Source organism: Pseudomonas machongensis (assembly GCF_034961125.1).
Classification (GTDB): Bacteria; Pseudomonadota; Gammaproteobacteria; order Pseudomonadales; family Pseudomonadaceae; genus Aquipseudomonas; species Aquipseudomonas machongensis.
Genome location: NZ_JAYFUI010000054.1, coordinates 63,255 through 83,541, shown reverse-complemented (window position 1 = coordinate 83,541; position 20,287 = coordinate 63,255). Strand labels below are relative to the sequence as shown.

Genomic DNA, 20,287 nt, shown 5'->3' with positions numbered 1-20,287 from the left:
ATGAACGCCGGCAAGAAACTCTACATTTCCGATGTCACCCTGCGCGACGGCAGCCATGCCATCCGTCATCAGTACACCTTGCAGCAGGCCCGCGACATCGCGCGCGCGTTGGACCTGGCCAAGGTCGATTCGATCGAGGTCGCCCACGGTGACGGCCTGCAGGGTTCGAGCTTCAACTATGGCTTTGGCCGGCACTCGGACCTCGAGTACATCGAGGCGGTGGCCGAGGTCATCAGCCACGCGAAGATCACCACGCTGCTGCTGCCTGGCATCGGTACCGTGCATGATCTCAAGGATGCCTACAACGCCGGTGCACGGGTGGTGCGCATCGCCACCCACTGCACCGAGGCGGATGTCTCGCGCCAGCACATCGAGTACGCCCGCGAGCTGGGCATGGACACCGTGGGCTTTCTGATGATGAGCCATATGCTGGCGCCCGAGCAGTTGGCGCAGCAGGCGAAGCTGATGGAAAGCTACGGCGCCACCTGCGTGTACATGGCTGACTCGGGCGGCGCGATGAACATGCAGGATGTACGCGAGCGCTTCCAGGCGTTCAAGGCGGTGCTCGACCCATCCACCGAGACCGGCATGCACGCCCACCACACCCTCAGCCTGGGCGTGGCCAACTCGATCACCGCGGTGGAGGCGGGCTGCGATCGCATCGACGCCAGCCTTGCCGGCATGGGGGCTGGTGCCGGCAACGCGCCGTTGGAGGTGTTCATCGCGGCCGCCGAACGCCTAGGCTGGAATCACGGCACCGACCTGTATCGGCTGATGGATGCGGCCGACGATATCGTCCGGCCCTTGCAGGATCGCCCGGTGCGGGTCGACCGCGAAACCCTGGCCCTCGGCTACGCCGGGGTGTATTCCAGCTTCCTGCGCCACGCTGAGGTCGCTGCTCGCCGCTACGGCCTGAACACCGTGGACATCCTCGTCGAGCTCGGCCGTCGCAAGATGGTGGGCGGTCAGGAAGACATGATCGTCGACGTTGCCCTGGACCTGCTGCGACCCTGAAACCACAACGCCTTGCCAATGCTTTGCCCCAACCACAAGCCTAATAAAAAGGGGAAATACCATGAGCCAGCACACTGCCCGAATCGGCGAGATCATCGATAACGCACGAATCTCGCCTTACCAGATCATCGTTCTTACCCTGTGTTTCCTGATCGTTCTGGTCGACGGCTTCGACACCGCCGCGATCGGCTACATCGCTCCGGCCCTGCGTGAGGAATGGGGCCTGCTACCGGCACAATTGTCGCCGGCCTTCGGTGCCGGTCTGTTCGGCCTGTTGGTCGGCAGCCTGGTGTTCGGGCCCATCGCCGATGCCATCGGGCGCAAGCGCGTGCTGCTGGTGTCGGTGCTGGTGTTCGGCGTCGGCACCCTGGCCTCGGCCTATGCCCACTCGATCGAGTCGCTGACCGCACTGCGTTTCGTCACCGGTATCGGCCTGGGCGGGGCGATGCCCACCTGCATCACCCTGAGCTCGGAGTACTCACCGGCGCGGCGGCGGATGATCATGGTCACCCTGAGCTGGAGCGGCTTCACCGCGGGCCTTGCGCTGGGCGGCATGCTTGCGGCGCAGATCATCCCGCTGTTCGGCTGGCGCGGTGTGCTGATGATCGGCGGTATCGTGCCGCTGGCCATGTTGCCGCTGCTGGCCTGGCTGATGCCTGAATCGGTGCGCTTCATGGCCTCCAGCCCCAAGCATGGCGATGCCCTGCGCAAGGTGGTCGAGCGCATCACCGGCAGTAGCTATGCCGGGGTGACCATCCTCGACGACGAGCGCCCGGCGCAGGTCCGCTCGCCCATTTCGCACCTGTTCATCGAGGGCCGTGCGGTGCGCACGCTGCTGCTGTGGCTGGCATTCTTCTGCTCGCTGTTCGTCTTCTACCTCCTGACCAGTTGGCTGCCGAGCCTGCTCAAGGACGCCGGTTACGACATCGCCCATGCCGCGCGTGTCGGTGCGATGGTGCCGCTGGGCGGCACGGTCGGGGCGATCCTGCTGGCGCTGCTGATGGACCGCGTCGGACCATACCGTGTGCTGGCCTGCTCCTACCTGGGGGCGGCTGTGGTGATCGCGCTCACCGGTTACCTGATGGGCGATATCTATGGCCTGGCGGCGGCGGTGTTCCTGATCGGTTTCGGCGTGGCCGGTGCGCAAAACGGCCTGAACCTGGTGTCGGCGACCCTCTACCCGACCACGGCCCGCGTCACAGGGGTCAGCTGGGCCATGGCCTGCGGGCGTTCCGGCTCCATCGTCGGCTCGACCCTGGGGGCCTGGCTGATCGCCGCGGCCGGTACGCCGGTGGTGTTCTTCCACTGGCTGGCCATCCCAGTGGTGGCAGGTGCGGCGGCGATCTTCGTGCTGTACCGGCTGAGCATCCGGCCATCTGCGGCCTGGCCGGCTGAAGCACCTCCCGCGCACTCCTGATCCCTGAACGAGTACCAGCGCCCGCTTCCTGACAGAAGCGGCGTCGGGCACGGCTTGCCTGCGCCTGGCGTTCGGCGCTGCACATAACAACAAGAAACGAGGAGCACACAGCATGTCTTGCAAACGATCTTCTTTCGCTCCCGGGCTGATCGCCCTGGCGCTGGCCCCCCTGACCAGCCAGGCCGCTGGCCTGATCGAGGATTCCCATGCGCGCCTGGAAATGCGCAACATCTACTTCAACCAGGACAACCGCAGCGGCAGCGCCAACCCGTCCAAGCAGGAGGAGTGGGGCCAGGGCTTTCTGTTCGACTTCACTTCCGGCTACACCGAGGGCGCCGTCGGTGTCGGTGTCGATGCCCTGGGCATGCTTGGCATCCGTCTGGATTCGGGCAAGGGCACCCACTACAACCCGCAGAGCACCAACCGCGGTGGCCTGGTGTTTCCCAGCGACAGCGATGGTCGTGCGGTGGACGAGTTCAGCACCTTGGGCGTGACTGGCAAGCTTCGCGTTGCCAAGACCGAAGCGCGGCTCGGCACTTTGCGTCCGAAGATGCCGGTGCTGACCCTCAACGACGGTCGCCTGTTGCCGGAAACCTTCGAAGGCCTGCAGATCACCTCGCGCGACCTGGACAGCTTCACGTTCACCGGTGGGCAGATCCAGCGGGTCAAGAGCCGCAACTCGTCGAACAACGAAGGCATGGCGATTGCCGGGGCGGGCGGGCCGTTCGGCAAACGCAGCAATGCGTTCAACTTCTTCGGCGTCGACTATGCCGTGAGCCGCGACCTGACCTTGCAGTACTACTACGGCGAGCTGGAAGATTTCTATCGCCAGCACTTCGTCGGCCTGGTGCACCAGTTGGCCTTGCCGGTGGGCAGCCTCAAGACTGACCTGCGCTATTTCGACAGTGGTCCGTCGGGGCGCAACGGCAGTGTGGCTGGGCGGGCCGAGGGGTACCGCAGTGCCGGTTTCGGCAACAACGGCAAGGTCGATAACCAGGCGTTTGCCGGGCTGTTCACCTACAGCCTCGGCGGCCACGGTTTCAGCCTGGGCTACCAGCAGCTTGAAGGCGACAGCGACTTTCCCTTCGTCAACCAGGGCGATGGCTCGGCCACCTACCTGATCACCGACCGCCAGACCGGTGCACGTTTCCAGAAGGCCGGCGAGCGGACCTGGGTGGCGCAGCACACCTACAACTTCGCCGCTGTCGGCATTCCGGGCCTGACCACGCTGCTGGCCTACCAGCGCGGCGATAACATCAAGTCGGCGCAGGGTGACCAGCATGAGTGGGAGCGTGATTTCTGGGTGACCTACGCAGTGCAGGGCGAGATGTTCAAGGGGTTGTCGTTCTCCTGGCGCAACGCCAGCTTGCGCAGCACCTACGCCAACCAGCGTGACCTGGACGAGAACCGTCTCTACATCACCTACAGCCTGCCGTTGTTCTAAGGCATAGCCCGCGCCACTCTTGTGGGCGCGGGCTTGCTCGTGAACGGGCGCTGGAGTGAGCGATTGGCAGATGGGCACCATGCCGATGTCGTTCGTCTAACCGCCGACTGGGGCACGGCGCTGATGGCAGAGGATCCGGTGTGGGCACCGGTCAGGTAGCGTCGGGTTGAATGCCGCTGCGCTGCACGAGCATTCACGCGCGATCACCGCCAGTGCTACAGTCGCTTCTTTTTTGCCCCGAGGATGGAACATGCGAGCACTACTGCCGATGACTGCAGCCCTGATGTTGATTGGCTGCGCTTCGTCGACCATGGAGGCCGCGCGCAACGGCCAGCCCAGCGCGCGCCTCGACTCGCAGAAAGCGCCGGAGTTGGTGGCCCAATGCATCCAGTTCAGCTGGCAGGAAGAATCGCGCTTCGGCGTTGACGCCAGTGGTTACCTGGAAACGCGCAAGGGTGGTGGCTTGACGGTGTACACCCGCGAGGCGGAATCCTTCGTTGACGTCTACCCGCAGGCTGGCGGGACCCGGGTCGATTACTACGCCCGCAAGAACGACATGGTTGCGCTGCAGCGCAAGGCTGCTGCGGCAACCTGCCTGTGAGTCAGCGAGGCATGTAGCGCAGTTGCCAGCGCCGTGGAATCTTCCACGAGACCACGGCGAGCAGCAGGGCGGTCAGCGCGCTGGCCAGCAGTGCCGCTCGCTCGAAGCGTTGCTCCAGCAGCACACCCAGCACTGCGCCGATGAACATGCCGCTCCAGGGCACCAGTTGTACGCGCCACCCCAGCCGTTGTTGGCCCAACAGGGTGCGGCCCAGCCCGCGGCCGAACCGCGACAGCGCGCCGGTGACGTAGGTCAGGCCGATCGGCAGGCCGTTCACTTCCTCGACCACCGCATTGATCATGCCCATCGCGGTCACCGCCGCCAGTAGCGCGGGCAGTTGCATGGGCTCTGGCAGCATGCCGGCGGTCGCCAGCAGCAGGGCGATCACACCCAGCAATGGCCAGTGGCGCCGACCGCTTCTGGCGGCAACGATCACCCCCAGTGCATTGCCCAGCACGAACGCCGCGATCACCAGCGCCAGGCGCAGCACCGGCCCCAGTTCGGCGCTGCCCAGCGAGACCGCTAGGCGCGTGGTGTTGCCGCTCATGAACGAAACGAAATCGCCCGTGGCCATGAAGCCGATGGCATCGGTCATGCCGGCGAGTACCGACAAGGCGGCAACGAAATACAGCCCCACCGTGCCGCGGCGCTGTACCCGCTGTTGACGCTGGCTGTCGAGTGACGCACTTCCCGGTAGCATCGCAGCTCTCCCCCTGAATCAGCCCAGCCGTGCCTCGAGCCTGGCGATATGTGCTTGCAGCCGTTCATGTTCTTCGCGTTCGGCGGTGATGTTCGCGAATACGCTGATCAGGTGCTCGGGTTGGCCGTCGGCCTGGCGTTGCAACGAAGTACGCGCGCGGACCCACAGGTAGTGGCCGTTTTTGTGGCGTACGCGCTTTTCCACTTCGTAGCGGTCGATCTCGCCGTCAAGCAGGCGCTGCAGCAAGTGCAGGTTGTGCGGCAGGTCGTCGGGATGGGTCAATTGCTGGAAGGTGGTGCCGTAGAGCTCGTCTTCGCGGTAGCCCAGCAGTTCGCAGAAGCTGCCGTTGACCCGCTGCCAGCTGCCGTCGGGATCGATGTAGGCCAGCGCGCCCCAGGCGAACTCGAAGATGGTGCGAAAGCGCGCCTCGCTCTGGCGCAATTCTTCTTCGGCGACTTTGCGTTCGGTGGTGTCCATGCTGATGCCGACCATCTTCACCGCGCGCCCGGCGCTGTCGGCCAGCACGGTGGCGCGCGAGGCGATCCAGCATTGGCTGGCGTCGGGGCGGGTGATGCGAAAATCGCATTCGCAACCGGTGCCGTCGGCGACGGCCTGGGCGTACATGGCCTGCATCGGCGGAATGTCGTCCGGGTGGATATGCGCCCAGAACTCTTCGTTGCGCTGCACGGGCCAGCCATACACCGCCTCGACGTTGGGCGAGTAGGTGACTTCATCGGTGACCAGGTTCCACTCCCAGGTGACGATGCGTGCGCCTTCCTGGGCCAGTTTCATGCGGGTTTCACTTTCCATGATCTCGGCGGTGTAGCGGCGCCGCACGTCGGTCATCGGCAGCTCTACCACCTCGGCCTGCTGCACGCTCTGCAAGGCTTCTTCACCGTAGCGCAGCCAGATCCAGTTGACCTTGAGAAATGCGGCGAGCTTGCGCAGGTTGTCGTAGTCGATTTCGCCACCGCGAGTCCACTTGTGCACCGCGGTGCGTGAAATGCCCAGGGCGGTGCCCACGGCTTGCAGGGTCAGCTTGTGGTGTTCGAGCAATTCCTTGAGGCGAAAGGCAAAGCTGTTTTCAACCATGGGGCGGTTCCTGGAAGCGGGCCGGAAACGCGAGTATACCCGAGCCGTAAACTTCAGGTTGACGGGCAAATGCGGTTTTTTCTCATCCGGGTATTCCTCGCATCGTTCATAAATTGTTATGTTATTACATGAAATTTAGGAGCGTCGTTGATGAAAGTTTCCCCCGCCCGGTTCTACCTGGGTTTTTCCCTGTCTGTGTTCGGCCTGCCCGGCAATGCTGCCGAACCTGTAATACTCGAGGCCCTGACCGTCAGCGACAGTCATCTGCAGGAGCGCGCCGACGGCCCTGTGCAGGGCTATCGCGCCACCCGCTCGAGCACCGCGACGCGCACCGATACCGATGTGCGCGACACGCCGCAGAGCATCGCCGTGGTGCCCAGCCAGGTGCTTGAAGACCTCAACAGCACGCGCATTGACCGTGCCCTGGACTTTGCCGGTGGCGTCACCCGGCAGAACAACTTCGGTGGCTTGACCTTCCTCAACTACAGCGTGCGCGGTTTTACCACCGGCGAGCTGTACAAGAACGGCTTTGCCATCAACCGCGGCAGCTACAGTGCACCGGACACCTCGACCATCGAGCGCATCGAGGTGCTCAAGGGCCCGGCCGCCAGCCTGTACGGGCGCGGCGATCCGGGTGGCCTGGTCAATATCGTCAGCAAGCGTCCACAGGAGGAGGCTTTCACGCGCCTGAAAGCCAGCGCCGGAACCTGGGATCGCTACCGCGGCAGCCTCGACGTCAACACGCCGCTGGACGAGGAGGGGCGCCTGCTGTCGCGCGTCAATCTGGCAGTGGAGGACAACGGCAGCTTCCGCGATCACGTCGACAGCCGCCGCCAGATCGTCAGCCCGTCGCTGAGCTGGCAACTCGACCCTGACACACGGTTGTTGCTGGATGCCGAATTCTCGCGCACCGAGTCGGTGTTCGACCGGGGTATTCCGGCGGTCAACAATCAGTTGGGATCAGTGAAGCGCTCGACCTTTCTCGGCGAGCCCAACGACGGCCACATTCGCAACGACAACCAGACCCTGGACCTGGCCCTGGAACGCTACCTGAACGACAGCTGGAAACTGCGCCTGGCCAACCACTACACCCAGGGCCACCTGCGCGGCAACAGTTCGGAGCCGTCGCGGGTGGTCGGCCAGGCGATCAGCCGTTTCTACCGCGAACGCAATTTCGAGTGGAACGACAACATTACCCAGGCCGAACTGCACGGGCAGTTCGATTTCCTCGGCTGGCAGCACCAGAGCCTGATCGGCCTGGAGTACGAGAACTACCGCAACAGCCAGAAATACCCACAGAGCGCTACGTCGCTCGGCTATGGGCTGGATATCTACCAGCCGGTCTACGGCCAGCCCAAGCCGCCGCTGATCAACCCCAATGACTTCTTCGAACGCACCGAAAGCCAGGCGCTCAACCTGCAAGACCAGATCATCTTCGACGAGCGCTGGCGTGGCCTGCTCGGCGTGCGCCTGGAACGGGTCGAGCAGACGGCGCTGAACCGTGCCACCGGGGTAAGCAACAGCCAGGTCAAGGAAGTCGCTACGCCGCGTGTGGGGCTGTTGTATCAATGGACGCCGGAAGTGGGGGTGTTCGCCAATGCTTCCACCTCGTTCAAGCCCAACGCCATCGGCACCCAAGGCCAGGTGTACAAGCCGGAGAAGGGGCTGGGCTACGAGACGGGTCTGAAGCTCGACCTGTTCGACAGCCGGCTCGGTGCGACTGTGGCGTTGTTCAGCATCGACAAGGAAAACGTCGTCACCACCGATGCCTTTGGTGAAAGCATCGCCGCGGGCAAGGCGCACAGCCAGGGGCTGGACGTGCAGTTCAGCGGTCAGCTCACCGAGGCCGTGCGGGTAATCGGTGCCTATGCCTATATCGATGCCGAGGTCACCAAGGGCGATGCCGCACTGCCCAAGGGCAGCGACCTGCTGGGCATTCCTCGGCACAGCGGCAGCCTGATGGTGGTGCACGAGTTCCAGAACGGCTGGCTGCGTGGCTCGGATGTCGGCGCCTCGGCCAACTACGTGGGCGAGCGTTCCGGGCAGGCGGGCGGTGACCTGCGCCTGCCGGCGTACAGCACGCTGGACTTGCTGGCGCACTACAAGGCCAGCGAGCAGTTGAGTTTCGGGGTGAACCTGAACAACGTCTTCGATCGCAAGTACTACGAACGCGGTTACAACGCGGCGTGGAACATGCCGGGCGAGCCGCGCAACCTGAGTGTGAGCATGAGTCTGTCGTTGTAACCTCGGGCCGCACGGCGGTCCTGGAAAGCCCCATCAACCCCGCTGCATCCACCCTGGGCAGCGGTCCTCGAACGAGTGCCCGGTCGGTACCAGGCGCTCGTCCTCGATCTCATCGAAACACCCCAGCAGCAACGCCACCGTCGGTGCATCGTCGATTGCCCCTATCGAACTGCCGCAGCATCGGCAAAATGCCCGGCTGGAATAATCCGAAGAGCGCCAGGTGTCAGGCGCCCCGCCGGCGCCGACCCAGCGCACTTGCGCACGATCGAACTCCACCCAGCTCGCCACCAGTGCTCCGGTGTGCTGCTGGCACCAGCGGCACGAGCAGTGGTGGGGATTGCCCGCTGGCCCATCGGCCTCGAAGCGGATCGCACCGCACAGGCAGCCGCCCTTGTAGGTCTTCATGCTGGCGTTCTCTCCTTGAATGGCTGGTTGTCGGCCTGCCCCCTGGCCGGTTAACGTGGTGGTTTTCCGCACAGGGAAGTGTCCATGAATCCGTCACTGGAACTCAACCGCGCCAATTGGGACGAGCGGGCGCCACTGCACGCCGCCTCGCCGGGCTATGAAGTCGAATGCTTCGTGCAGTCTGCCACGCATCTTTCCGAAGTCGTGCGCTTCGACCTGCCGCGCCTGGGCAATATACAAGGCCTCAAGACCCTGCACCTGCAATGCCACATCGGCACCGACACCTTGTCGCTCGCGCGGCTGGGCGCGCAGGTCAGCGGGCTGGACTTTTCGCCCGCATCGCTGGCGCAGGCGCGGTTGCTGGCAGAGCGCTGTGGCACCGATATCGACTATGTCGAGGCGGATGTCTACCGTGCCAGCGACGTGCTGCCCAAGGCGAGCTATGACTTGATCTACACCGGGATCGGCGCACTGTGCTGGCTGCCGGACATCCGGCGCTGGGCGCAGAATGTCGCGGCATTGCTCAAGCCGGGCGGGCGGCTGTTCCTGCGTGAGGGGCACCCGATGTTGTGGGCGCTCGACGAAACCCACGCCGATCGCCTGCAGGTCGACTTTCCGTACTTCGAGCATGAGGCGCCGCTCATCTTCCACAGCGACCAGACCTACGTCGAAAGCGAACATCGCCTGGCGCAGACCGAGACCCATTCCTGGAACCGCGGCCTTGGCGAAATCATCACGGCGTTGCTTGAACAGGGCATGCAACTGACCGCCCTGGTCGAGCACCCGAGCATCCCGTGGGAGGCGTTGCCTGGGCAGATGCTCAAGGGCGCCGACGGCGAGTGGCGCCTGGCCGAGCGGCCCGAGCGCCTGCCGTTGAGCTACACGCTGCAGGCGCGCAAGGGCTGATCAGGAAAGGAAACCGCCGTCGACGTTGAGTGCGGTACCGGTGGTATAGCTCGACGCGTCGCTGGCCAGGTACAGCACCGCGCCGGCCATCTCGCTCGGGTCGGCCACGCGCTTGAGCGGAATCTGCTGCAGGGCGGCGTTGAGGATGGCGTCGTTCTTCACCAGTGCCGAGGCGAACTTGGTGTCGGTCAGGCCCGGCAGCAGGGCGTTGCAGCGGATGCCGAACTGCGCGCACTCCTTGGCGAAGACCTTGGTCATGTTGATCACCGCAGCCTTGGTCACCGAGTAGATGCCCTGGAACAAGCCCGGTGTCACGCCGTTGATCGACGCTACGTTGATGATGCTGCCACCGCCGTGCTCGCGCATCAGCTTGCCGGCTTCCACCGACATGAAGAAGTAACCGCGGATGTTCACGTCGACGGTCTTCTGGAAGGCGCTGACATCGGTGTCGAGTACGTTGCAGAACTGCGGGTTGGTGGCGGCATTGTTGACCAGGATATCCAGGCGTCCGAACTGCTCGCGGATGCCGGCGAACACTTGCTGGATCTGTTCCAGCTCACCGATATGGCAGGCCACCGGCGTAGCCTTGCCACCGGCTGCGATGATTGCGTCGGCGACCTGCTGGCAGCCGTCGAGCTTGCGGCTGGAGACGATCACATGGGCCCCTTGCTGGGCCAGCAGGTGGGCGATGGCTTCGCCGATGCCGCGGCCGGCGCCGGAAACGAAGGCGATCTTGCCGTCAAGGTCGAACAGTTGGGTCTTGGACATGCTGGTTTTCCTTGTTGTCGCCGGTTACAGGGTGGATTTGCCGATCAGTTGCAGGCTCATCTGCTCCAGCAGCCTGTTCATGTGGATGAACTGGGCGAAGCGTTTGTCCTGGGTCTGGCCGTGGAAGAAGCGGTAGTAGATCTGCTGGACGATCCCGGCCAGGCGGAACAGGCCGTAGCAGTAATAGAAGTCGAAGTTGTCGATGCGAATGCCGGCGCGCTCGGCGTAATAGTCGACGAACTGGCGGCGGGTCAGCATGCCGGGGGCGTTGCTCGGCTGGCGGCGCATCAGTTGCACCGGTGCCGGGTCGTTGGCCTCGATCCAATAGGCCAGGCTGTTGCCCAGGTCCATCAGCGGGTCACCGATGGTCGCCATCTCCCAGTCCAATACGCCGATGATGCGCATGGGGTTGTTGGCATCGAGGATGACGTTGTCGAAGCGGTAGTCGTTGTGCACGATGCCAGGGCGCGCGTGGTCGGCGGGCATCTTCTCGCGCAGCCAGGCGATCACCTCTTCCCAGCGCGGCGCATCCGGGGTCAGGGCTTTTTCGTAGCGGCTCGACCAACCTTCGATCTGACGCTGCACATAGCCTTCGGGCTTGCCCAGGTCGGCCAGGCCGCAGGCGTTGTAGTCGACCTGGTGCAGTTCCACCAGACGGTCGATGAAGCTCTTGCACAGCGCCTCGGTGCGGCTGGCGTCGAGGTTCAGCTCCGGGGGCAGGTCCGAGCGCAGGATGACACCCTCGACCCGCTCCATCACGTAGAACTCGCCGCCGATCAGCGATTCGTCGGTGCAGTGCACATAGGCCTTGGGGCAGAACGGGAAGCCGTCGTTGAGCTGGTTTAGAATGCGAAACTCGCGGCCCATGTCATGGGCCGACTTGGCCTTGTGCCCGAAGGGCGGACGACGCAGCACGAACTCGCGCTCGGGGTAGGCGACCAGATACGTGAGGTTGGAGGCGCCGCCGGGGAACTGGCTGATGCTCGGGGTGCCTGCGAGGCCCGGGATATGCGCCTTGAGGTAAGGATCGATGATGGCTGCATCGAGTTCTTCGCCGGGGCGGACCTGGGTGGACTGGTCGGTGAGCGTCATGCGTATTCCTTATTCTCGGTCGCAAGGATCATTGGCTAATCTAATGGCCAACCTGGGTTGGGACAAGCGTGCCAAACGTCATATCGACGCGGGTGTTGCTGCGCGATCACTGCCCCTGATGAATGGTGCATGCAGGCTGCGGGCAAAAAAAAACCGAAGCCGGTCAGGCCTCGGTTTTCTTCAAGCGCGTGTTCGCATCACTCAGGACGGGAACAGCTCGCTCAGCTTCATCGACAGCATCATGTCGCCTTCGACGCGCAGCTTGCCGCCCATGAAAGCCTGCATGCCATCGGTCTCGCCACTGACGATGCCTTTGAGGGTTTCGCTGTCCAGAACCAGGGTGCAGTTGGCGTCAGGGTTCTCGCCTTCCTGGATCTCGCAGGTGCCGTCCTTGACGAGCAGGGCGTAGTGCTTGTCTTCGTCGGTGATGTTGAAGCCGAACACCAGGTCCAGGCCGGCGGCGGCGGCAGGGTTGAACTTGGCTTTCATCGCTTCGACTGCTTTAGCTACGTCGCTCATGGTGTATTCCTTGTTGGGTGAAAGTCGCGTGCACGGGGCACAACAGGCCGGGCTCATCGATAGGTGAGAAGCTCCGGCATCCGCAACAGCTGCACGTGGGCCTGGCTGTTGAAGGAGGTCAATGCCACGTCGCGGCCACGGAACTTCAGGTGGCTGAGCGACGTGTTGATGATCTGCCAGTTCAGCGCGAACGCCTGGGCTGGGGTGATTCCGGTGACCAGGTGGAGCAGAGCGGCGATGCTGCCACCGGAGGTGAAGATGGCAATGTTGTCACGGCTTGAGGCTTGTGCCAGGACGCGTTGCAGGCCGGCACCAACGCGCGCTGTGAACGCGGCCCAGGTCTCCAGGCCATCGTGAGCCTCGTGCTCGCCGTCATGCCAGCGCTGCACCATCACCGCGAACAGACGCTGGAACTCGCTGCGATTCTGCGCAGCATTGCGCAGCACGTGCAGCGCCTCGGGCTCGTCTGGCAGCAGGGCAGGGAGCAGGGCGCGGATCACGCCGTCGGCATCGAACTCATTGAAGGCTGCGTCGGTCTCTATGGCCGGGATTGCGCAGCCGGTAGCGGCCATTGCGTCGAGCGTCAGCCGTGCGGTGTCCTGCTGGCGCCGCAGGTCGCCGGCCACGCAGCGATCCAGGTGCAGGTCCAGTTGAGCCAGGTGCTCACCCAACGCCTGACTCTGACGCACACCCAGCGGCGACAGGACATCGTAGTCGTCGGCGCCGAAGGAGGCTTGGCCATGTCGGATCAGGTAGATGTTGCCCACTGGAATGTCCGGCCGGGATGGAGGTTGCTGCGAGGTTAGGATGCGCCAGAGAGGCTGTCAATGAAAAAACATACAAGCGTTTGAAAAGGTTGTTTGAACTGTGTTGCCAGCATTTTCCCATGCTGGCGGCAGCCCAGGCGCACCGGTATGCTTGCATCAGTTTCGCGTCGTGCAGGCGCAGGTTTATTAAGGAGTCAATGTGGAGTTTCTTGCCGAATACGCAAGCTTTCTCGCCAAAACCGCCACTGTGGTGATCGCCATCCTGGTCATCCTTTCGGGTATCGCCAACCTGCGTGGCAAGGGGCGACGCAAGCCCGGCGGGCAATTGCAGGTCACCCGCCTCAACACCTTCTACAAGGAGCTGCGCGAGCGCCTGGAAGCTGGCCTGCTCGACAAGGCCGAGCTCAAGGCCCTGCGCAAGCAGCAGGCCAAGACAGAAAAACAGAAGAAGAAAGGCAAGGCCAAGCCCGAGGAAAAGGGCCGGGTCTTCGTGCTGGACTTCGACGGCGACATCAAGGCCTCCGCCACCGAGAGCCTGCGCAACGAAATCACCGCGCTGCTCACCCTCGCCACCCCACGTGACGAAGTGGTGCTGCGCCTCGAGAGCGGTGGCGGGCTGGTGCACAGCTACGGCCTGGCTGCCTCGCAGCTGGCGCGTATCCGCCAGGCCGGCATTCCGCTGACCGTGTGCATCGACAAGGTCGCGGCCAGCGGCGGCTACATGATGGCCTGTATCGGCGAGAAGATCGTCAGTGCGCCGTTCGCCGTACTTGGCTCGATCGGCGTCGTCGCGCAGTTGCCCAACGTCAATCGCTTGCTGAAAAAGCACGACGTCGACTTCGAGGTCTTCACGGCCGGCGAATACAAGCGCACCGTCACCGTGTTTGGCGAGAACACCGAGAAGGGCCGGGAGAAATTCCAGGAGGACCTGGACATCACTCACCAGCTGTTCAAGGACTTCGTCGCCCGCTACCGCCCACAGCTGCACATCGATGAGGTCGCCACCGGCGAAGTGTGGCTGGGTGTTGCCGCACTCAACCGCAAGCTGGTCGACGAGCTGCGCACCAGCGACGAATACCTCAGCGACCGCGCCCACGACGCCAACCTGTTCCACGTCCGCTACGCCGAGCGTAAATCCCTGCAGGAGCGCATCGGCGTGGCCGCCAGCGGTGCCGTGGAGAACACCTTGGTAGGGCTTTGGAGCAGGCTTGGCCGCTTGCGCTAACACCTTGAACCCCTTGAAGATTTTTTTCTTCAGGGGGGTTGCAAGGTGAGGGGAATGCCGACATAATGGCGTCCATCGAAACGCAGCTCACTTGAAAAAGCTGAGCGGTTTCAAGGAGATAGCGAAAGCTGACTCCGAACTTTGAGGCCGAGTAGCAAAGTGGTTATGCTCCGGATTGCAAATCCGTCTACGCCGGTTCGATTCCGACCTCGGCCTCCACCATTCGAAAGCCCCGCAGATTAACGTCTGCGGGGTTTTTATTTGGGCGCAGAAAACCCGGATCGTTTCCGCATTCTTAGGCATCGTTTCCGCATCATCCCTCTACTTGGTCGGGCTGACTACCTCGCCGACGCGGCGATAAACGCGCTTGGTGATTTCCTCCTTGGAGTGCCCAAGCAGCCGACTGGCGTGGCTGATGTCTTCAATCTCCGACGCCGCCTTCGGTCGGATATCGCGGAACTGGAACTGCCGAACTTTGATGGCCAGGTCTGTGTTTCCGTCGGCAGTGAGCTTGCGCGCAGCCCTGTCCCGGGCTTCGCTGAAGCGGTTCCTCAGCATTTCCCAGCTCATGCGCAGGCCTGAGTCGTTGGTGATGAGGCGTGAGTTGCGCACACCCTGCAGCTTTCGCCGCTCCAGAAGCGCCTCGATGAACAGGCCAAGGCCGGTGAGCTCACCGTTGACGTGCCGCCGGATGCGCAGCTTCTTGTCGGTCTTGTTCTGATCGACCCACAGGTAGTCCTCGTCCAGATCGACGGTGCTGAACTTCAGGGTGTCTGCTGGGCGCTGCCCGGCCAGGTAGGCCAGATCCATGGCATCTTTGAGGCCCTGGTCGCCTTCGGCATACACCGCATCCCAGATTTCGTCGGCCGCGTAGAAGTCGCGGACCTTCTCCTTGTTGCGGCGAACCGCCAGGCATGGGTTGCGCTCTGCAAATCCCCATTCCATGGCCATGGTGAAGACGTGGGATAGAAGGGCGATCTCCCGGTTTGCCCGGGTCTTCGCGCTGCGGGCGTCCCGGTACTGGGCAATGACAGGCGGGCTGATCGCCTCAATGGGGGCGTCAGCGAACGCCTTGCGCAGGCGCTCCAGCTCGTACCTGTTGTCCTTTTGCGTGCGTGGGGACTTGCCCGGGATGATGTCCCGCTCGTAACGGTCAAACAGCTCACCCATCGTCGCCATCACTTTCGGCTTCGCCCTGTGCTCCAGGCGGGCCCATTCCAACTTGGCCTCAGCGAGGTCAGTCCCCAGCGGCACTTCCTGCCGCTTCCCTTCAGCATCCCTCCCGTCGTAGTAGTAGCCAACCCACAGCTTGCCGCTTTTTAGCTTGCGGACCCGCCGCAGCATTCTGGGCGGCAGGTCCTTGTTCGATGCCTTCCTGTTGCGCATCCTTTACCCCACGCGCGATAAGTCCAATGTCCAGGTTTCAGTTGTTGCATTCGTCGCGTTTGGCTTCACACCGGCCATCTTGAGCCTGGCGTATACCCGGCCAACAATGGGCCGCCTGGCCCGGGTGAGCGTGTACTGCCAGCCGTTGTTCGCCAGCCAGGCGATTTGTTTGCTCGGGATCTGGTAGCCGGTGATGCGGATCACCTCTTCCTCGTCGAGAAACTCGCTTGCATGTTCCATGGGATGGTCTCCACGCCGCCGGTGGCGGCAGGTTGGTGGTCAGTCGCAGCTGCTGGAGCTGGATCCGCTGTCGCTGGAACTGCTGCTGTCGCTCGACGAAAAACTGCTGCCGCTGTCGTAGCTGCTGTAGTCCCGGCTGGTACAAGAACTGCTCGAGCGAGCCGGTTCGTAGCTGTCCGCCAGATGTATGGGATGCATAGGGCTAACCGGGCTCATGGGGTTGAGCGGGTCGAGTATCGGGTCTTGCCGGCCAGATGCGGGGCTGTGGCCGCGGGCATACCCGGTCGGGCCGAGCGCGGCGCGTTGCGCTGGCTTCTTCTTGCGCTTGAACAGGCGGGCCAAGAAATTGAACATGAGTCTCTCCATGCCCGCAGTCGGCGGGCTTGAGTTGTTGGGGGAGGGGTTAAAACAGGTGGGCGCCGGCTTCGAGCAAGCTGTCGCGGTCTTTGCGCAGCGCTTCGTTCTCTGCAGCGAGCTTGCCGAGCATCCCGTAGCACTCTGCAAGCAAGTTGTTGGCTGCATCGAGCGCTGGGCCTTTGCCGTTCACGCCGCGCTGGCAGGCCTGCATCAGGCTCTGTACTTTGGCTGTTTGAGTGCTCACGGCATCAGCTCCTTGGGCACCTGGACGGTATCGCCGTGCCTGGCGGCGACGATGGCGCGGCAGGTGGCAATCAGGTGGGTTGAGCCGTCCGCATCGCCCGGAAGGTCATCCAGGCCGGTGACGGCAAAGAAATAGTCCGAGTAGAGGCCAAAGCCGACGCGGTATTTCTCGATCAGCTTCCCGCCAAGCCCCCAGTCTTCCCACGGGTTGAAGCGTTTGGTGCGCTCTGTCGCATGGCCCTGGTACCGAGCGAACACTCGCCACGGGTTGCCGTACTGCGGTGGCTCAAGGATCAGGTCTAGGCCTTCTGCCTTGCCCACAGCCCAGCCCAGTGCCTCACCGGCCAGGTCTGCAGTCTTCACTTCGATCAGGCCGGTCATGGCTGAACCTGCACCGGGTAGGGCGGCTGAGTTGAGATGGACAACGAGCCGATCAGCGGAAGCCGAACCCAGGCGCCGAAGTGACCATGGCCGACCCGGTACCGGGTGCCGACCGCCATGGATGGCCCGAAGGCAGGAAAGCACAGCACTTTCTTTGGCTTGCGCCACCAGACCGCCCAGCGCCAGTAACCGCACTTCAGCGCCCAGCTCAAGATCACGGCCTGGTCTTTCGCGCCGTAGCACCAATTCAGACCGACAAAGAGTCTTCCGATTTTCACAGCTGATACTTCTCATCAATCCAGCGCCCAGGCGCCAGTGCGGGTGTAGGTTCGGGTTGGGTTTCGTGCGGGGATAGCTGGCGCTGGTTGCCGGCCTGGCTCTGGCCGCGAAGCATCCAATCCGGCAAGCAGCTGAGGCCTGCCGAGTTCGACCAGCAGGTAACGGACCTCTGATCGTCGTGGTAAACATAGAACCCGGTGCGCATCGGCAGGAGTTCAAGTTGGCTTGCGCTGGGCTCGGCTTTGCATTGGCTGTGATCGCTACTCCAGCAGTCAGGCTGGCAACCGGTCAGGGTGGCCAGCAGCAGGAGGCAGAGGGCGAGGCGGGTCATTGCGCCACCCGCTTGAATTCGACGGCCCAAACCCAAGGGTTGGCGTCCCAGCTTTCTGGGCCGTTGATGGATCGCCATAGGCCTGCGAACGCCTTCGTCGCGTGGGTCTCCAGTGGAGTGGATCCGTCGTCAGGGCCAACCATGTAGCCGCGGCAGATTGGAAATCCGTCATCGGGCCTGAAATCCACACCGACGACTCCCTCGGCAAGCGCCTGCTGCTCGCTGATGTCCTGCAGGCGCTCGACGCGCACGTCGGTGACCTCCAGCAGGATTCGACTATCGCGCCGGCGCATATGAATGCTCGGCTTCCACGGGCCGCCGTAGTCGGTCCGGTTGTCGCACTCGCGGTAGACCACCCAGCTTTCGCCAGGCGCCTGCGCCACGTGGATCTGCGCCCATGCTTCACGCACCCACAGGCGGTCGCCGCGACTGCCGTATGGGCATACCCCTGAAGACACCAGTTCCGCGGCGCATGATGCCGCATCAGCACCGCTCACTCCGAATCCCCAGCGCTGATGGCGCTGCGCGGTGGCGAACCAGGTGTCGTCTTCTTGCCGGCTTGGCTGCTGCCATTCCTTCACGGGACGGCGAGTGACGGTTTTCCGGCCTTCAACGATGGCGCGGACCATCGGCCCGCTGAACAGAATCGGGCGTTCCTTTGCTTGAGACATAGCTTCGCCTTGGCCGCCATATCGCGGCAGTGAATAGAGGGGAGAGGGGTTACAGCTGGAGCGTTTCCGGGTACGTTCAGCCTTTTCAGGAGGACACCCGGTGATAGTTCATGGAATTGAGTACGCGTTTTGCCGAGCCTCAAGCGTCACCGAAGGGCACGATGGTTTGGGCCTTGAGTGCTCGCGCGGCGACCAAATCATCTTCGAGATTTTCCGAAACGATGAGACGCTCAAGTTTGAAGTGACGCTATTCGAACGTGATGTCCCTTTGGAGCTGCTCGAGTACGCCGTGCCTGCCGCTCGCGAGCTGCTCGGTGACTTCATGCCCTACGTTCCTGAGTGATCGGTGTTGCTGGATCGGTTTTCTGTGGGCATGGGTATACCTTAGTGTTATGGCATTTTGCCTTCATCTGTTGTAAATGACTGATACCTTCTACAGATGGAGTGCTTAGGATGGCTGATGGATCTGTCAAAAAACCACAAAACTGGGATAGCAATCGGATAAAGCACGCGCTCCATCTTCCTGGCTGGACCTTTAGAAAGGACAGCGAAGCAACTTTGCGTGCCAATGGTAAGCCGGTGCTCGTGTCTGAATACCAGCCCGATATGAAAGGGTCACTTTTTTGTCCAGAGTGTTGCTGCCCTCTCTTCAGGTCGCCCACAAAGGAAGAAGCAAACAAAAAGGGCAAGAACGCGTTTTATGCGCATCGCCGTAACATAGTTACCGATTGCGGACTACGAACTAAAAAGGCTGAGGGTAAGAAATATCTGAGCGAAGAAGAGGCTGCCCAGGCCATCGTTGATGGTAAGTTGGTAATCGTGGAAGGATTCTTGCAGACGCGTCCTGCCGTGCCGGAGAAAAAAGCCGGAGTTTACGACCAGACGGCCGTCGAGGATCAAGACGGAGAGGTAACTACGGTACCAATTGCTCGGCATCGCGGCAAATCATTCAATTTGCCGTCAAAGCTTACCACCGTCCGAGGTCTGTGTAGGAACTTCAACGAGAACTTGTATAAGTACTATGTTCTTCCTGGGGCGCAGCATGCACGGTTGCTTCTTGACTCGCTTCGAGACATCTCGGCAATGGACTCGCCGACTCAAAGCGAAGTCCTCGGGTTTGGGCGTATACAAAGCATCTGGGATGCTGGTCCCAATCCACACAATATCCGATTCGTGAAATTGAAGTTTAACCGCGGGGGAGGGTATGCAGATTTCTCCATCAAAATTCAAAGATACGACGCTGAACTGCACAGCCTTAACGAGCAATCCGTAGGGAGATTTGTCTTGTTCTATGGGATTGTAAGAGAGAGCGGCGTTGGTCTAGCCGTCAGTAATTTGGCTTGGGGGGAAGTAGCCCTTCTGCCTCTTAAATATGATCAGTACTTGACCTGATCCGAAGCACAGCTTGGCCAGGATGTGTCATGCCGGGGTTCAGCTCGACGCGCTCACCAGCCAGTAGGCCGGCGATATGCGCATTCAGGTCGAGCCCAACCTCCCGCGTCTTGCGTGCCTTGCCAATCTCCCGACCCGAAAGAAATTGCTCGATCAGGGCGTGGTCCTGCGCCTCCACGGCCATGAGGTCTCGGCCAGTGGAATCCATGCCTATTGCCTGATCTTCCTCGCCGCGTGGCACCAGCTGATGGATCTTTTCGTATACAGCCGAAACCCAGGCCAGTGCGAAATGGTCGCCTGCGGTCTCAGGCGAATAGTTGCTGCGTTGCTCGCCTTTACGTACCCGTGATACGTATTCTCGTCTGGCAATCGTCAGCTTGGTCAAAAGAGCCTCGTATGCATACATTGCAATCTGTGGTGCGGGATTCACTCCCACGTACAGCTCGCATTCAATGATTCTACTCGTCGATTTGCACCACTGGCGCCGCGAGAATGAGCGAACGCTGAATGCTTCCCCAACAATCGAACCCAGCTGTCGGTCCCAAGTCGGGCGGCGTTTGACCCTTGAACATTCCGACTCGACCTCGCCGACGTCACTGAGGTGAACATCGATTTCGGTAAGGCGATACTCTCGCATCAGCGCCTGGGCCTGACGCATGGCAGTGGCCGCCTCGGTTTCGTTCGAGCTTTTCGACAGCGCTAGGCAGCGCTTGATCTTGCGGATGATCCGTTCGAGCTTGCTCTCGTCGTGCTGTTGTTCGGTCATGTTGTGGTCCTTGCTCGCAGGCGCCGCCCTCGCCGGGGTGGCGTGAT

At 62.4% G+C, this 20,287-nt stretch carries 25 protein-coding genes and 1 tRNA gene; 10 read left to right on the top strand and 16 right to left on the bottom strand.

Translation table 11 applies throughout. The features are described 5' to 3' along the window. From dmpG to VA602_RS04240, 4 genes are all read left to right on the top strand, one after another. On the top strand, window positions 1-1,014 hold the full coding sequence (gene dmpG, locus VA602_RS04255) for a 4-hydroxy-2-oxovalerate aldolase (protein WP_323452575.1): 1,014 nt from the start codon (window positions 1-3) through the stop codon (window positions 1,012-1,014). Window positions 1,015-1,075: 61 nt separating this feature from the next. Then, window positions 1,076-2,431, top strand: coding sequence for an MFS transporter (locus VA602_RS04250; protein WP_323452574.1), 1,356 nt, complete (start codon window positions 1,076-1,078; stop codon window positions 2,429-2,431). Between the two features lie 112 nt (window positions 2,432-2,543). Next, window positions 2,544-3,875: an OprD family porin gene (locus VA602_RS04245; RefSeq protein WP_323452573.1), complete on the top strand. Its 1,332-nt coding sequence runs from the start codon at window positions 2,544-2,546 to the stop codon at window positions 3,873-3,875. 250 nt (window positions 3,876-4,125) lie between these two features. After that, entirely contained in the window at window positions 4,126-4,476 is a 351-nt protein-coding gene (locus VA602_RS04240) for a hypothetical protein (RefSeq protein ID WP_125929493.1), read from the top strand. Window position 4,477: 1 nt separating this feature from the next. On the opposite strand, the gene VA602_RS04235 is transcribed toward VA602_RS04240, so the two are convergent. Further along, entirely contained in the window at window positions 4,478-5,176 is a 699-nt protein-coding gene (locus VA602_RS04235) for a YoaK family protein (protein WP_323452572.1), read from the bottom strand. Between the two features lie 18 nt (window positions 5,177-5,194). Then, window positions 5,195-6,268 carry a helix-turn-helix domain-containing protein gene (locus VA602_RS04230; protein WP_153774868.1) on the bottom strand — a complete coding sequence of 358 codons (1,074 nt, stop codon included), beginning with the start codon at window positions 6,266-6,268 and terminating at the stop codon, window positions 5,195-5,197. Between the two features lie 150 nt (window positions 6,269-6,418). Between VA602_RS04230 and VA602_RS04225 the strand changes: the two genes are divergently transcribed. Further along, window positions 6,419-8,512: a TonB-dependent siderophore receptor gene (locus VA602_RS04225; RefSeq protein ID WP_200603353.1), complete on the top strand. Its 2,094-nt coding sequence runs from the start codon at window positions 6,419-6,421 to the stop codon at window positions 8,510-8,512. Between the two features lie 33 nt (window positions 8,513-8,545). Here the strand turns inward: VA602_RS04225 and VA602_RS04220 are convergent, their stop codons facing one another. Continuing rightward, on the bottom strand, window positions 8,546-8,917 hold the full coding sequence (locus VA602_RS04220; RefSeq protein ID WP_323452571.1) for a GFA family protein: 372 nt from the start codon (window positions 8,915-8,917) through the stop codon (window positions 8,546-8,548). Window positions 8,918-9,001: 84 nt separating this feature from the next. Here VA602_RS04220 and VA602_RS04215 point away from each other — a divergent pair, with 84 nt between their 5' ends. Continuing rightward, window positions 9,002-9,823 carry a class I SAM-dependent methyltransferase gene (locus VA602_RS04215; protein WP_323452570.1) on the top strand — a complete coding sequence of 274 codons (822 nt, stop codon included), beginning with the start codon at window positions 9,002-9,004 and terminating at the stop codon, window positions 9,821-9,823. On the opposite strand, the gene VA602_RS04210 is transcribed toward VA602_RS04215, so the two are convergent. From VA602_RS04210 to VA602_RS04195, 4 genes are all read right to left on the bottom strand, one after another. Continuing rightward, on the bottom strand, window positions 9,824-10,591 hold the full coding sequence (locus tag VA602_RS04210; protein WP_323452569.1) for an SDR family oxidoreductase: 768 nt from the start codon (window positions 10,589-10,591) through the stop codon (window positions 9,824-9,826). A 24-nt stretch (window positions 10,592-10,615) separates the two neighbouring features. Continuing rightward, the gene (locus VA602_RS04205) at window positions 10,616-11,683 is read right to left on the bottom strand and encodes a phosphotransferase family protein (RefSeq protein WP_197891167.1); all 1,068 of its coding nucleotides are present in this window, start codon (window positions 11,681-11,683) and stop codon (window positions 10,616-10,618) included. A 201-nt stretch (window positions 11,684-11,884) separates the two neighbouring features. Beyond that, window positions 11,885-12,202 (bottom strand): SCP2 sterol-binding domain-containing protein, encoded by a 318-nt coding sequence (locus tag VA602_RS04200; RefSeq protein ID WP_027920549.1) that lies wholly within the window; start codon window positions 12,200-12,202, stop codon window positions 11,885-11,887. Window positions 12,203-12,255: 53 nt separating this feature from the next. After that, window positions 12,256-12,969 carry a histidine phosphatase family protein gene (locus tag VA602_RS04195; protein WP_323452568.1) on the bottom strand — a complete coding sequence of 238 codons (714 nt, stop codon included), beginning with the start codon at window positions 12,967-12,969 and terminating at the stop codon, window positions 12,256-12,258. Between the two features lie 199 nt (window positions 12,970-13,168). Here VA602_RS04195 and sohB point away from each other — a divergent pair, with 199 nt between their 5' ends. Both sohB and VA602_RS04185 read left to right on the top strand, forming a co-directional pair. Continuing rightward, window positions 13,169-14,194, top strand: a complete 1,026-nt coding sequence (gene sohB / locus VA602_RS04190; protein ID WP_151926198.1) for a protease SohB — start codon at window positions 13,169-13,171, stop codon at window positions 14,192-14,194. 145 nt (window positions 14,195-14,339) lie between these two features. Continuing rightward, window positions 14,340-14,413, top strand: a tRNA-Cys gene (locus VA602_RS04185). 102 nt (window positions 14,414-14,515) lie between these two features. On the opposite strand, the gene VA602_RS04180 is transcribed toward VA602_RS04185, so the two are convergent. Genes VA602_RS04180 through VA602_RS04145 form a run of 8 tightly spaced genes read right to left on the bottom strand, consistent with a single transcriptional unit; the run spans window position 14,516 to window position 18,082 of the window. After that, a complete protein-coding gene (locus tag VA602_RS04180; RefSeq protein WP_323452567.1) occupies window positions 14,516-15,580 on the bottom strand; it encodes a site-specific integrase in 1,065 nt (354 codons plus the stop codon). A gap of 3 nt (window positions 15,581-15,583) precedes the next feature. Beyond that, entirely contained in the window at window positions 15,584-15,820 is a 237-nt protein-coding gene (locus VA602_RS04175) for a DUF4224 domain-containing protein (protein WP_065863443.1), read from the bottom strand. Between the two features lie 39 nt (window positions 15,821-15,859). Beyond that, the gene (locus VA602_RS04170; protein WP_323452566.1) at window positions 15,860-16,174 is read right to left on the bottom strand and encodes a hypothetical protein; all 315 of its coding nucleotides are present in this window, start codon (window positions 16,172-16,174) and stop codon (window positions 15,860-15,862) included. 49 nt (window positions 16,175-16,223) lie between these two features. Then, window positions 16,224-16,421 (bottom strand): hypothetical protein, encoded by a 198-nt coding sequence (locus VA602_RS04165; RefSeq protein ID WP_323452565.1) that lies wholly within the window; start codon window positions 16,419-16,421, stop codon window positions 16,224-16,226. After that, window positions 16,418-16,801, bottom strand: coding sequence for a DUF2591 domain-containing protein (locus tag VA602_RS04160; protein ID WP_323452564.1), 384 nt, complete (start codon window positions 16,799-16,801; stop codon window positions 16,418-16,420). The genes VA602_RS04165 and VA602_RS04160 overlap by 4 nt, the downstream gene beginning before the upstream one ends. Continuing rightward, window positions 16,798-17,079 (bottom strand): hypothetical protein, encoded by a 282-nt coding sequence (locus VA602_RS04155; protein ID WP_323452563.1) that lies wholly within the window; start codon window positions 17,077-17,079, stop codon window positions 16,798-16,800. Before VA602_RS04155 ends, VA602_RS04160 begins: the two co-directional genes overlap by 4 nt. Further along, window positions 17,076-17,411, bottom strand: coding sequence for a hypothetical protein (locus VA602_RS04150; protein ID WP_323452562.1), 336 nt, complete (start codon window positions 17,409-17,411; stop codon window positions 17,076-17,078). The genes VA602_RS04155 and VA602_RS04150 overlap by 4 nt, the downstream gene beginning before the upstream one ends. After that, on the bottom strand, window positions 17,408-18,082 hold the full coding sequence (locus VA602_RS04145; RefSeq protein ID WP_323452561.1) for a hypothetical protein: 675 nt from the start codon (window positions 18,080-18,082) through the stop codon (window positions 17,408-17,410). The genes VA602_RS04150 and VA602_RS04145 overlap by 4 nt, the downstream gene beginning before the upstream one ends. 100 nt (window positions 18,083-18,182) lie before the next feature. On the opposite strand from VA602_RS04145, the gene VA602_RS04140 reads away from it, so the two are divergent. Next, complete coding sequence (locus tag VA602_RS04140) at window positions 18,183-18,425, top strand: hypothetical protein (RefSeq protein WP_125929506.1); 243 nt, start codon at window positions 18,183-18,185, stop codon at window positions 18,423-18,425. A 110-nt stretch (window positions 18,426-18,535) separates the two neighbouring features. Continuing rightward, window positions 18,536-19,474 carry a hypothetical protein gene (locus tag VA602_RS04135; RefSeq protein WP_323452560.1) on the top strand — a complete coding sequence of 313 codons (939 nt, stop codon included), beginning with the start codon at window positions 18,536-18,538 and terminating at the stop codon, window positions 19,472-19,474. Here VA602_RS04135 and VA602_RS04130 read toward each other — a convergent pair. After that, on the bottom strand, window positions 19,449-20,240 hold the full coding sequence (locus tag VA602_RS04130; RefSeq protein WP_323452559.1) for a DUF2786 domain-containing protein: 792 nt from the start codon (window positions 20,238-20,240) through the stop codon (window positions 19,449-19,451). The two genes, VA602_RS04135 and VA602_RS04130, sit on opposite strands and share 26 nt — an antisense overlap. Window positions 20,241-20,287 lie beyond the last annotated feature (47 nt).

Coding starts and splice junctions, on each gene's coding strand:
- VA602_RS04220 (WP_323452571.1), bottom strand. CDS start 8,917: ATGAAGACCTACAAGGGCGGCTGCCTGTGCGGTGCGATCCGCTTCGAG.
- VA602_RS04150 (WP_323452562.1), bottom strand. CDS start 17,411: ATGACCCGCCTCGCCCTCTGCCTCCTGCTGCTGGCCACCCTGACCGGT.
- VA602_RS04160 (WP_323452564.1), bottom strand. CDS start 16,801: ATGACCGGCCTGATCGAAGTGAAGACTGCAGACCTGGCCGGTGAGGCA.
- VA602_RS04210 (WP_323452569.1), bottom strand. CDS start 10,591: ATGTCCAAGACCCAACTGTTCGACCTTGACGGCAAGATCGCCTTCGTT.
- VA602_RS04145 (WP_323452561.1), bottom strand. CDS start 18,082: ATGTCTCAAGCAAAGGAACGCCCGATTCTGTTCAGCGGGCCGATGGTC.
- VA602_RS04225 (WP_200603353.1), top strand. CDS start 6,419: ATGAAAGTTTCCCCCGCCCGGTTCTACCTGGGTTTTTCCCTGTCTGTG.
- VA602_RS04130 (WP_323452559.1), bottom strand. CDS start 20,240: ATGACCGAACAACAGCACGACGAGAGCAAGCTCGAACGGATCATCCGC.
- VA602_RS04245 (WP_323452573.1), top strand. CDS start 2,544: ATGTCTTGCAAACGATCTTCTTTCGCTCCCGGGCTGATCGCCCTGGCG.
- VA602_RS04200 (WP_027920549.1), bottom strand. CDS start 12,202: ATGAGCGACGTAGCTAAAGCAGTCGAAGCGATGAAAGCCAAGTTCAAC.
- VA602_RS04205 (WP_197891167.1), bottom strand. CDS start 11,683: ATGACGCTCACCGACCAGTCCACCCAGGTCCGCCCCGGCGAAGAACTC.
- VA602_RS04235 (WP_323452572.1), bottom strand. CDS start 5,176: ATGCTACCGGGAAGTGCGTCACTCGACAGCCAGCGTCAACAGCGGGTA.
- VA602_RS04180 (WP_323452567.1), bottom strand. CDS start 15,580: ATGCGCAACAGGAAGGCATCGAACAAGGACCTGCCGCCCAGAATGCTG.
- VA602_RS04215 (WP_323452570.1), top strand. CDS start 9,002: ATGAATCCGTCACTGGAACTCAACCGCGCCAATTGGGACGAGCGGGCG.
- VA602_RS04240 (WP_125929493.1), top strand. CDS start 4,126: ATGCGAGCACTACTGCCGATGACTGCAGCCCTGATGTTGATTGGCTGC.
- VA602_RS04175 (WP_065863443.1), bottom strand. CDS start 15,820: ATGGAACATGCAAGCGAGTTTCTCGACGAGGAAGAGGTGATCCGCATC.
- VA602_RS04230 (WP_153774868.1), bottom strand. CDS start 6,268: ATGGTTGAAAACAGCTTTGCCTTTCGCCTCAAGGAATTGCTCGAACAC.
- VA602_RS04135 (WP_323452560.1), top strand. CDS start 18,536: ATGGCTGATGGATCTGTCAAAAAACCACAAAACTGGGATAGCAATCGG.
- dmpG (WP_323452575.1), top strand. CDS start 1: ATGAACGCCGGCAAGAAACTCTACATTTCCGATGTCACCCTGCGCGAC.
- VA602_RS04170 (WP_323452566.1), bottom strand. CDS start 16,174: ATGTTCAATTTCTTGGCCCGCCTGTTCAAGCGCAAGAAGAAGCCAGCG.
- VA602_RS04250 (WP_323452574.1), top strand. CDS start 1,076: ATGAGCCAGCACACTGCCCGAATCGGCGAGATCATCGATAACGCACGA.